We start from the raw sequence: 10,329 nt of genomic DNA, 5'->3' as shown, positions 1-10,329 counted from the left end.
GGCGCCGCCGCCCGTCACCGCGGCCGGCCCGAGCTTCGTGCTGAAGCACATCACGCTCAAGGGCAACGACACGATCGCCACCGACGTGCTGCTCGCGCCCGTGCAGGACCGGATCGGCAAGGAGACCGGCTTTGCCGGCCTCGAAGCGATTGCGGCGCGCATCACGCAGGTGTATCGCGAGCGCGGCTATCTGCTGGCCCAGGTGGTGATCCCGCCGCAGGACGTGAGCGCCGGCAACGTCGAACTGAGCGTGCTCGAAGGGCGCGTCGGCCATGTGCGGCTCGACATCGCGGCCGGCACGCCGATCCGCGAAGACCTGCTGCGCGAGCGGGTCGCGCAGATTCCGCTCGGCCGGCCGCTGCAGCAGCACGAGCTCGAACGGACCATGCTGCTGCTGTCCGATCTGCCGGGTATTCAGGTGTCCTCGGCAATCGAGGCGGGCGAGGAGCCCGGCACGGTCGATCTGACCATCAGCGTGGCGCCTGCCAAACGCTGGACCTTCGCGGTCGACCTCGACAACTTCGGCGCGGACGCGAGCGGCACCTGGCGGCTCGGCGCGCTGGCCCGCCTGAATTCGCCGTTCATGATCGGCGACAACCTCGACCTGCGGCTGCTCGGCGGCCAGCGCGGCGACACGCTCTATGGGCGCGTCGGCTACGAGGCACCGCTCAATGCGCAAGGCACGCGCCTCGGGGTCGCGGTGTCGCGGCTCAACTACGCGCTCGGCAAGGAGTTCGCCTCGCTCGACGCGCAGGGCGAGGCGACCGTGGTCGACTTCACGCTCACGCATCCGCTCGTGCGCACGCGCAATCAGAGCCTGTTGGGCCGCGTCAATTTCGAATACCGCGATCTGATCGACAACGTCGGCGTCGTCGATCAGCACAATCCGAGGTCGCTCGTGGAAGGCAGCATCGGCCTGAGCTACGAAAGCCGCGACGCGCTGTTCGGCGGCGGCTTCAACAGCGCCGACGTGGAGTTGCTGATCGGCAGCCTGCATTTCCGCAGCGCGGCGGCCGAGCAGCTCGATGCCTCGTCGTTGGGACGCGACACGCAAGGCAACGAACTGCGCGCGACTTTCTTTGCCAACCGCCTCAATGCGGTGACCGAGCGGTTCAGCGTGTTCGCCGGCGTATCCGGCCAGTGGGCCGCGACCACGCTCGACAGTTCGTCGCGCTTCCTGCTGGGCGGCCCGCACGCGGTGCGCGCTTATTCGCCCTCCGAAGCATTGGTCGACGAGGGGTTCGTCGCCACGCTCGAAGGCCGCTTTGCGATCGATGCGCGGGCGACCGTGTTCGGCTTCTTCGACTTCGGAACCGGCTGGTACAACGCCAGTTCGCGGCCGAACCAGGGCTCGAACGTCATCACGCGCAGCGGGGTGGGGGTCGGCGCATTCTGGGCCGCGCCGGGCGGCTTCTCGTTGCAGGGCACGGTCGCATGGCGCACGACCGCGCCCGACACGACCGGCGACGACAAGCTCCCACGCTTCTACGTACAACTGACGAAGACGTTCTGACGGGGCAACGCGGCATCGCGAAGAGCATCACAAAACACAGTATGACGAAGGGCAGCGAAAGCATGAATCGGGTCGCCGGTTGCCGCGCGCGCAGCGCTGGCGGCAGGATCGTTGAATCGTGGGTCGTGCCGGGAGGCTCCCGGCGCCGAGGTGTGCGATGAACAAGCCATGCAGGGCGCGGCCGAGGCGCGCCAACAACGCGATTGCCGGCGCGGTCGCCGCGCTGTTCGCGGCGTCGTGTCTGCCGTCCGCGTTCGCGAACCCGACCGGCGCGCAGGTGGTGGCCGGCACGGTCGGCATCAGCTCGCCGGGCGCGGGGCAGATGAACATTACGCAAGGCTCGTCGAATGCGATCGTCAACTGGAACACGTTTTCGATCGGCGCGGGCGAAGCGGTCAGGATCGTGCAGCCGTCGGCGGCTTCGGCCCTGCTCAACCGCGTGACGGGCAACGACCCCAGCGTGATCGCGGGACGCCTGCAGGCCAACGGCAAGGTGTTTCTCGTCAATCCGGCCGGGGTGATCTTTGCGCCGGGGTCGTCGGTGAACGTGGGGTCGATGATCGCCTCGACCCTCAACATCTCCAATGCCGATTTCCTCGCCGGCAACTATCGCTTCGTCGGCACCTCGGCGGCATCGGTCAGCAATGCCGGTTCGCTGACGGCGGCGGAAGGCGGCACCGTCGCGTTGCTCGGCGGCACGGTTAGCAATAGCGGCACGGTCAACGCGAAGCTCGGCACCGTCGCGCTGGGCGCGGGCAACGACATCACGGTCGACTTCGCCGGCGACGGCCTGACGACGCTGAAGATCAACCAGGGGGCGGCCAACGCGCTGATCGGCAACACCGGCACGCTGGCCGCCGACGGTGGCACGGTGGTGATGAGCGCGCAGACCGCCGACGCGCTGGCCGGCACGGTCATCAACCAGCAAGGCATCGTGCGCGCGCAAAGCCTCAGCGAACACGACGGCCATATTCTGCTCGACGGCGGCACGAACGGCGCGACGCTCGTGAGCGGAACGCTCGACGCGAGCGGCGGCGCCGGACAAACCGGCGGCCGGATCGACGTAACGGGCTACGACGTGGCGCTGCTCGCGGGCGCCTATGTCGATGCGAGCGGCGCCGCCGGCGGCGGCACCGTGCATTTCGGCGGCGGCTCGGCGGGTGCGGACCCGACCGTGCGCAATGCCAACGCGATCTGGATGTCGCCCACCGCGAGCATCCACGCGGACGCGCTCGTCGACGGCAACGGCGGCAACATCGCCGCCTATAGCGAGACGGTCAGCCGCATTTACGGCACGTTGACGGCGAAGGGCGGCCCGCAGGGCGGCAACGGCGGCCTGATCGAAACCTCGGGGCACACGCTCGACACGACCGGAATGAGCGTCGACGCATCGGCGCCGAAGGGGCAGGGCGGCCTGTGGCTGCTCGATCCGTTCGAGGTCGACATCGTGACGACCTTGCCCGAGGGTGCGGTCGCGCCGACCCCGTCGGCCGACAGCCCCGTGACGTTCGGCCCGTTCACGGGCACCACGTACATCCTCAACTCGGCGCTCACCGGTCCGCTGAGCGGCGGTACGTCGGTGAAGATATCGACCGGGCTCGATGCGAACAACGACGTGGGCGACATCGTGGTCGACGCACCGCTCAGCATCACGACCGGTACCAAGGCCGCGACGCTCACGCTGAACGCGACGGGCTCGGTGAAGATCAACAGCAACATCACGTCGAGCGCGGCCCCGCTCAGCCTGACTTTCGATGCGAACACCCAGGGGACGAGCCCGAACAGTCTGATCGCGTTCCAGAGCGTCACCGTCAACACCAACGGCGGCGGCATCACGTTGAACGGCAACGGCGGGACCAGCCCGATCCTGATCGACACGTCGATCATCGACACGGCGGGCGGCGCGCTGTCGGCCAGCGGCACGTTCCCGCTCGAGGGCGTCGCGATCGGCTATCTGGTGACGGCATCGACAGGCATCCTCATCAACGCGTCGCAGATTTCCACCGAGGGCGGCCCGCAGACTCTTACGGGCGTTGCGCTGGGCCCGAACGCGGCGGGCGTTTCGATCGAGGGCGTCAGCACCATCTCGACGACCAGCGGCGCGCTCGACATCGAGGGCACGGCGACCGCCGGCGGCGCGTCCAACGACGGCGTGTTCGTGATCGGCGGCAACCAGATTCAGACCGGCAGCGGCGCGCTCAGCATCAACGGCCAGGGCAGTTCGAATATCGAGCAGCCGGGCACCGGCGTATTTCTGTCGAACAGTTCCGTCAGCACCGCGAGCGGGCCGATCAGCGTGAACGGCACGTCCACGGGCAGCTTCGGCACAGGCGTTTACGTGTTCGGCGGCGTTTCAGAGGGCGACACCGGCACGCTGCAACCGGGGATCAGCAGTTCGGGCGGCGCGATCGCGATTGGCGGCAGCGTGTCGCAAAGCGGAGACGCGAGTCTCGGCATCGACGTCGAGAACACCACGATCTCCAACACGAGCGGCCCGATCAGCATGACGGGGGGCGTGACCGGCACCACCACCGGCGGCAGCTTCGCGACCGGCACCTATATCTACAACAGCACCTTGAGCACGGGCAGCGGCGCCATGGCCGCCTCGGGCAGCGTGTCGTCGAACATGAGCGTCAGTATCGGTCTCGACCTGCGCGGGTCGTCGGTCCAGTCGACGAGCGGCAACATCGCTTTCACGGGGCAGAGTGTCGGGACGGCGGCCGAAGGCTCCTCGGTGATCGGCCTCGCGCTGGAGAACACGCCTTGCGGCGACTGCGTGCAGCCCGGTCCCACCTCGATAACGACCGGCGGCACTGTGAGCCTCTACGGCAGCGGCGTCGGTTCCGGTGTCGAAGGCGTGCTGATTACCGATGCATCGTCGGTCACCTCGACCAACGGCGGCGCGATCGATATTCGCGGCGCGGTGACCGGACCCGTTGCCGCGAGCCCGAACCTGCAGGGCGACTATGGCGTGCTGATCAGCAGCGGCACGCTCAGCGCGACCGGGGCGAATACCACCATCGGCATCGCCGGTTCGACCACCACGACCGATCCGGGCGTCGCGATTGGCGTCCCGATGCCGGTCGACGAGTCGAGCGAGTTCGGCTTCTCCTTGACGACCACCGGTACGAACGGCAACAACGCGACGATTTCGACGGCGAATCCCGGCTCGATCGTATTGCGCGCATTCAACGACGGCACCGCGAGCAGCCTCGCCATCACGCAGGCGGCGCTGACCTCGCCGGGCGGCGTGCTGGCGATCATGCCGGCCTCGGTGGACCCGTCGAGCTTCGCGATCACCGCGCAGGACGGCACGCCGATCACCTTGCTCGGCGCGGGCGGCGGCCTGAGCATCGATTCCGCGACCTTCGCGACCTTCGCGTCGATCCCGAACATCGTGCTCGGGTCCAGCACGCAGACCGGCGCGATCACCGTCAACGGGCAGTGCGCGTCGGGCAGCACGACTTGCACGACGCGTCCGAGCTTCGCGAACAATCTCACGCTGACCAATCCGGGCGCGGGCAGTGGCGGGATCGCGCTGCCCTACGGCATCTCGATGCCGGGCCAAACCTTGACGCTGATTTCGGCCGGTCCCGTTACCGACCCCGGCGGCATTCAGGCGGCCGGACTGCTGCTCGCCGGTCCCGGCAACTTCCAGTTGACCGATCCGCAAAACGACGTCGCCGTGCTGGCGATGTCCCAGGCGGGCAACGTCGATTTTTCGGACTCCCACGGTTTCGTGATCGGTCCCCTGACGAGCCAGACGTTCAATTACGCCACAGGCAGCACGAGCACGGTCGACGCGACCAACTCCACGCTGACCGGCAACCTCGTCGCGACCGCGAGCACTGGCAATATCGGACTCGGCGGCAGCACGCCTTCTGCGGCGGGGCCGAATACGAATCTGAGCGCGAACGGCTCGATCGACCTCGTAATGGAGAGCGGCGTTTTCGTCGACGCGGGCAGCGGCACGCTCAGCGCCGGCAATGGCTGGCGCATCTGGGCCAGCACCTGGAACGGCGAGACGCGCGGCAGCGTACAGCCGAACACCGCGCAGCCGAATTTCTACGGTTGCCTGTTCGGTTCGGGCTGTAGCTGGGGCGGCACGGTGCCGACCAGCGGCGATCATTTCGTCTATGCCGCGCGGCCGACGCTGACCGTCACCGCGGACGGCGCGACCCGCTTCGTCGGCGCGCCGAACCCCGCCTTCACGTTCACGGCGAGCGGCCTGATCAATGGCGACACCGCCGCGGGCGCGTTGAGCGGCTCGGAGACGACCACGGCAAACGCCGGATCGCCGGCGGGGAGCTATCCGATCAACCCCAACTTCGGATCGAACGTGGGCTATATCGTCAACGAATTGCCCGGCACGCTGACCGTGCTGCCGTTGCCGAACTCGCCGCAGCCGATCTTCGATCCGATCGCGCACAGCGGATTGCAATCGGTGTTCGGCAGTCAGGAGCAGACCTTCGTCTACGAAAACAATCTGCAGGGCACCAACATCTGCATCGGCTCGAACCAGCCGCTCTTCAGCACGACGACACCGGGCGACAATCAGGACATTCTCGCGGTGGAGTGGAAGCGGGTGCGTTCGCAGCCGAACCTGAACAGTTGCATGCTGATTAACAGCCAGCACGGCTGCGGCGACTTCTAGCGTTGTTTGGGCGTTTCGCGCGGCGCTGCGGGGGCGCTTGCGTTAGCGTCGCCAGCGTCGCTGACCTCCGCTGCCGCGCCGCCGGCCGGCGCATGCAGCGCGCGCAGTTGCGCGAGGGCCAGCTCCGCGCTGGCGACGAAGCGTTGCGACAGCCGCAATGCCTCGACGACCTCTTCATAGAGGGGCCGTTCCATGCCCATATGAATTCTGAAAAACCGCTCGGCGTGGATGCCGGGATGGTAATGCTGGCGAACCCGCTTGCCGTCGATCAGCCGCCGGTTGCCGAACAGCCTGCCGAGTGCCCATGAAAATGCGCCGTCTTCGCCGCCGACGCGGCGGAAGAATTCGTCGAGCGGAAAGCCGCCGAGCGCGCGATACACCGCGCGCCGGATCACCAGACTGCTCGGCACGGTATTGCTGAGGATCGCTGCATATTTGTCGAAGTCGGGATGCTCGACGATGGCCTGTGGAAAACCGACATAGTCGACGTCGAGCCGCACCGATGCTTCCCGCGGTGCGCGCTGCAAATACTGGCTGGCCGCAGCCAGTGCGCCGGGCAGGTATTCGTCGTCGGCGTCGATGAAGGCCAGCAGGTCCTGCGTCGCGTGCATCGCGGCCCAGTTGCGCGCGGCGGCGACGCCGCCGTTCACGTGCATGCGCAGCACTTCCACGCGCGCGTCGCGCTGGCGGTAATGCTGCGCGACGTCGAACGACGCATCGGTCGAGCCGTCGTCGACGACGATGATCTGCGCCGCCTCCGGCTGGATCAGGCAGCTGTCCAGCGCGCGCCCGAGCGTCGTCGCCATTTGCAGGCAGGGAATGATGATCGAGATCGGCACGATACGAATCCTGCTCGGTGATTCTGCTCAGTAAGCCTGTTCGATAAGCTCACTCAATAAGCCTGCTCAGGAATCCTGCGAAAGAGAGCGGATGGCGTACGCTTCGGACGTTGCGCTCATGGTTCGTCAGGATTCCACTGGATGGGGTCCGCGACGTCTACACTGGTCCGGCGCCCGGCGTCACCCTCAATTCCGTCGCTTCCGGATCGCCACCGATCCACACTGCGAGCGCCGTGAAGTTGTCGTGATTGGCGCTCGCGTTCGCGCGCACCTTGTCCGCCAGCGCGTCGAGCCACGCGGCGGGCGTCGCCGCCTGCGCCAGCGCGTCGACGATGCCGGCGTCGTCGGCGTACTCCCAGAGTCCGTCGGTGCAGATCAGGAAAGCGTCGCCGTCACGCAGCGCGAAGGTGCCGGCCACGCTCGCGATCTGCAACGGGTCCCGGGTGCCGAGCGCCGCATACAGCACATTGCGGCGCGGGTGATGGCGCATCTCCTCGGCGGCCAGCAGGTGGGCGTCGACCATCTCCTGGACCATGCTGTGGTCGCGCGTTCGCGCGCTGATTCCGCCATGGCGAAAGCAGTAGAGGCGGGTGTCGCCGCAGTGCGCCCACGCGGCCGTTCCGCAGTCGCGATCGATGGCGAGCAGCACGGCGGTCGAGCGCATGTCCTTCTCGTTGCCGTTGCCGCGCAACTGTTCTTCGACGATGTTCTCGTTGGCATGCGTGAGCGCGCTCGCGAGGCGCTCGCCGGTCGGCGGCAACTCGGCCACGGTCAGGTAGCGCAAATCTGCCAGTACGGAATCGACGACGAGGCGCGAAGCGACGTCGCCGCCGCCGTGTCCGCCGGCGCCGTCGGCGACGACGCAATAGTAGAGCCGTTCGCTCGACCAGTCGCCGAACGAATCTTCGTTGCGCGGGCGGCCGCCCCGGTCGGTCAGGCTTGCGGTGACGAGTTGCACCGTTGACCTCTCATGTGCTCGCGGTCTCTCGACCTTATTCCTGCGCGTGCGACTGCGCGGACAGAATGCCCAGCACCAGCAGGATGGCCATGCGATTGCACGGCGTGATGTCGATGCCGAGGTCCTGCTCGATCCACTGGCCGATTTCCGTGCGGCTGAAGTCGGCCGGGATCGAGCCTTTTTTCAGCGTGACGCCGAGCTTGCGGGCCCGATAGTGATACGACGCGATACCGTAACGCGCCGCCACTTGCGACAAACCGCCTTTCTCGTTCGAGAGCCAGCCGAGACTGCCGGCGAGCAGCATGCGGTCGGCGTCGTCGAGCGAGGCGATGAAGCGCGACGCCGATTCGCGCACTTCGGCTTCATGCAGGCCGTATTGCAATAGCACCGAGCCGATCGGGTCCGGATGAAAGGCCGCTTGCCGGTCGACTTCCGGCATCACGTCGTCTTCGTCGATCGACACGTTGCGCTGATGGCTCGCGCTGCGCAGGCAGTCGATCAGATAACGGCGGAAGTACGCGCACACCGCGTGGCTGCTCGAAGGCGCGCTGTGCAGCGGGAAGGTGGGCGATGCCGTCTGCGCGGCGTCGAGACGGAACACCTTGAAATAGAGGAACTGCGAGATCAGTTCTTCCTTGTCCTCGCCGAGCGCCTGCAACTCCGACGGATGGTAGCCCGTCAGCGCGCGGCGCACGATCGTGTAGATCGATGCCATCTCGTCATGGCTCAAACAGGTGCGGCGCTGCCACAGGTCGGGCAGCGCGCTTTCTCCAGCGTGGTCTATTACCGCTGCGCTTTGGATCTCTGCCACTTGTCACCCCGGAGTGGTGAACCTCGCTCGGGCGAGGCTCTACTGGTTAACTGCCCATTCTTGGCGAGTCCGTGATGCACGGGACTCCAGTCCTCGACGAATCCGTGCAGCCGCGCCGCCCTCCCAGACAGCGGCGCGTCAAATCCATGCAATACCGGTAATGCCGCGCGGCAACCGGTAGAGTGACTGGAAACAGCGTTAGTCTATTGGCCCGTTTTCTTTAATACAAGATAAAACTTAATGGGCTATTCGACATTTATGCGCATTGTCGTATTTCTATCGGGACTAACCCGTAATTATGATTTAAGCGCTTAGCGGTGCAAAAAAAGTTTAATTTTTTTGCAAAATCGGGGTGCCGGATTCGTTTACCACTATGCCGGAACATCCCGCCGATCGACCGACCCAAAAGGGGCAGTGGCGAAATTATAGGACGACCGTTTAGTCTGATGATTACGATTTGTTCTGGAACGGAAAGCTGCGAGCGTTTTAAATATTTATGGAATTGGAAGCTATTTCATATAGTATTTAACTTAATTAATCAAAATGACTTTTTATTGCTGTCCGGCTTTGATTTTCCGGGCCGCGTGCTATTCTCATATCGAATTGCCAATGAGAAAACGTAAGCTTCGCTAAAAGATCGCGTGAGTCCGGCGCGGGCAATTTAAATAGAGTTAAGAGGTATTTCGGGGGAGCGCTCATTCCCTGGCGGCAAGGCAACCCGTACCGGTCCTTTACGGTGCGTCGAGACTACTCATCCGAGACCGATACAAGACATGGCCACGCTTGCTGCGGGCGTATTGCTTGCCGAGATATCCGCCGAGAGTCCGTGCGGAGACGACCTTGAGTACCACCCTGACTTCCTGCAACTCGAGCAGGTCGTGCATGGCAAGCCCGAGGTGCAGTACGGCGAGACCACCGTCGCCGCCACGCCGCCCGACTGGAAAGTCGCGGAAGCGCTGTCACTCGATCTGCTCGCGAGAAGCCGTGATTTGCGAGTCGCGGTGCACCTGTCGCGCGCGCTGCTGAATCGCAAGGGTTTCGCCGGCTTTGCCGAGGGTCTTGCGCTGGTGCAGGGGCTGCTCGAACAGCGCTGGGATCATGTGTATCCGCAACTCGATGCGGACGACGACAACGATCCGACCGCCCGCGTCAACACGCTCACCGCGCTGACCGAAGCCTCCGGCATGCTGCTGGACGTGCGCGATGCCGCGCTCGTGTCGTCGCGTGCGCATGGCATCGTCAGTTTGCGCGACATCGAATATGCGACCGGCGAAGTGCCGCTCGCCAATGGCGTCGAAGCGCCGTCGCTCAGTTCGATCGACGCGGTGATCGCCGACGCGCACGAAGACGCGGTGGCCACGCACGCCGCCTTGCTCGACGCGCTGCATGCCGCGATGCGCATCGAGACGGTCTTGACCGAACACGTCGGCGCCGCGCGCGCCATCGACCTCTCGCCGCTCACGAAGCTGCTGCGGCGCGCCGCCGACTTTCTCGGCGAACGTCTCGGCACATCGGCCGTCGCGGCGGAGGGGGCGCTGGACGAGGCGGCGGCCG

The 10,329-nt window shown here is 65.8% G+C and carries 6 protein-coding genes; 3 read left to right on the top strand and 3 right to left on the bottom strand.

What is annotated here, in order from left to right; all coding sequences use genetic code 11:
• Both GXB81_RS28950 and GXB81_RS28945 read left to right on the top strand, forming a co-directional pair.
• A partial coding sequence (locus GXB81_RS28950; RefSeq protein ID WP_205991006.1) for a ShlB/FhaC/HecB family hemolysin secretion/activation protein occupies positions 1-1,513 on the top strand: 1,513 nt, incomplete at its 5' end.
• Between the two features lie 157 nt (positions 1,514-1,670).
• Positions 1,671-6,167, top strand: a complete 4,497-nt coding sequence (locus GXB81_RS28945; protein WP_205991005.1) for a filamentous hemagglutinin N-terminal domain-containing protein — start codon at positions 1,671-1,673, stop codon at positions 6,165-6,167.
• Here GXB81_RS28945 and GXB81_RS28940 read toward each other — a convergent pair.
• From GXB81_RS28940 to GXB81_RS28930, 3 genes are all read right to left on the bottom strand, one after another.
• Positions 6,164-7,009 (bottom strand): glycosyltransferase family A protein, encoded by an 846-nt coding sequence (locus GXB81_RS28940; protein ID WP_205991007.1) that lies wholly within the window; start codon positions 7,007-7,009, stop codon positions 6,164-6,166. The two genes, GXB81_RS28945 and GXB81_RS28940, sit on opposite strands and share 4 nt — an antisense overlap.
• Before the next feature lie 154 nt (positions 7,010-7,163).
• Positions 7,164-7,964 (bottom strand): protein phosphatase 2C domain-containing protein, encoded by an 801-nt coding sequence (locus GXB81_RS28935; RefSeq protein WP_205991004.1) that lies wholly within the window; start codon positions 7,962-7,964, stop codon positions 7,164-7,166.
• A gap of 34 nt (positions 7,965-7,998) precedes the next feature.
• A complete protein-coding gene (locus GXB81_RS28930) occupies positions 7,999-8,679 on the bottom strand; it encodes a hypothetical protein (protein ID WP_167039948.1) in 681 nt (226 codons plus the stop codon).
• A gap of 869 nt (positions 8,680-9,548) precedes the next feature.
• Here GXB81_RS28930 and tssA point away from each other — a divergent pair.
• Positions 9,549-10,329: type VI secretion system protein TssA (gene tssA / locus GXB81_RS28925; RefSeq protein WP_205991002.1), on the top strand; the 781-nt coding region annotated here is incomplete at its 3' end.

It is taken from the genome of Paraburkholderia sp. Ac-20336 (genome assembly GCF_017105025.1).
Lineage (GTDB): Bacteria > Pseudomonadota > Gammaproteobacteria > Burkholderiales > Burkholderiaceae > Paraburkholderia.
The sequence above is the reverse complement of the archived record's forward strand: the minus strand, read 5'-3'. Positions and strand labels throughout refer to the sequence as shown.